Source organism: Cytobacillus firmus, assembly GCF_023715565.1.
In the GTDB taxonomy this organism is placed as follows: domain Bacteria; phylum Bacillota; class Bacilli; order Bacillales; family Cytobacillaceae; genus Cytobacillus; species Cytobacillus firmus_C.
In genome coordinates this window covers 1-1,001 of sequence record NZ_JAMBOJ010000140.1, presented here as the reverse complement: position 1 = coordinate 1,001, position 1,001 = coordinate 1, and the positions used below count along the sequence as shown (strand labels likewise).

The 1,001-nt window shown below is 37.8% G+C and carries 1 protein-coding gene; it reads right to left on the bottom strand.

Annotated elements, in window-relative coordinates:
- Window positions 1–66: 66 nt before the first annotated feature.
- A partial coding sequence (locus tag M3205_RS25125) for a transposase (protein WP_251172360.1) occupies window positions 67–1,001 on the bottom strand: 935 nt, incomplete at its 5' end.

The following is a 1,001-nucleotide window of genomic DNA, read 5'->3' as shown; positions in this document are numbered from 1 at the left end:
AAAGGTGAATTTGAGTGCGCTCAAATTCACCTTTCTCTTATTTCAGGGTATTAATTCTTTAAATTCTTATTTTTTGGCAGTGAATTTCCTTAAATTCACTGCCATTAACGCGAGACCCATTTCGTTTTCCGCCTTCAATTTTCCGCGTACAGAAAACCGGGTGAAACGCAAATTAGCCTTCAAGAATCCAAAAACTGGTTCCACATCGATTTTGCGTTTTCGATAAATGGCACTCGTTTTCTCATCTGAAAGCTTTGCTCTTACATACTCTTTTTGTTGTTCCCATTTTTCATTTATCATTAATTTTCGATTGCTGCCTTCTTTTGCTTTTGTACATTTTGAACGTAATGGGCACCCCGAGCAGTCTTCACACCCATAAACCTTGAACTCACGCTGGAAGCCTGTACGGTCCTTGCGGACAGAATGATATTGAAATTCAAGACGTTTCTGATTAGGGCATTTATATGTATCGGTTACTTCATCATACTGCCAGTTGTCGGGGTTGAATATATTTTGTTTATGCTTTTTCTTTTGTTCTTTTACATACATGTTATACGTAATAAGGGCTTCTCGGTTTCTGTTGGAAAGGAGATCATTATAGTTTTGTTCACTGCCATAACCTGCATCTGCCACAATGTGTTCCGGCAACTCAAAAAAATGCTGCTCAATTTCATCTAGAAATGGAATTAACGTACGTGTATCTGTTGGATTGGAAAACAAACTATAGGCAAGCGCATATTGACCCTCTGTTGCGATTTGAACATTGTAACCAGCTTTCAATTGTCCGTTTTTCATATAATCATCTTTCATTCGCATAAAGGTCGCATCTGGATCTGTTTTCGAATAGCTATTCCGTGCACCTAAAATTTCAAAGGCTTTTTGATATCTCTGTTTACGCAAGACAAGATCCATCAACTGCTTACGCACTTGTTTCGGATATTTGCGTTTACTTCTTATGGATTTTCGTTCTATAACGTCTGAAGATGCTTCAATCTGTTTAT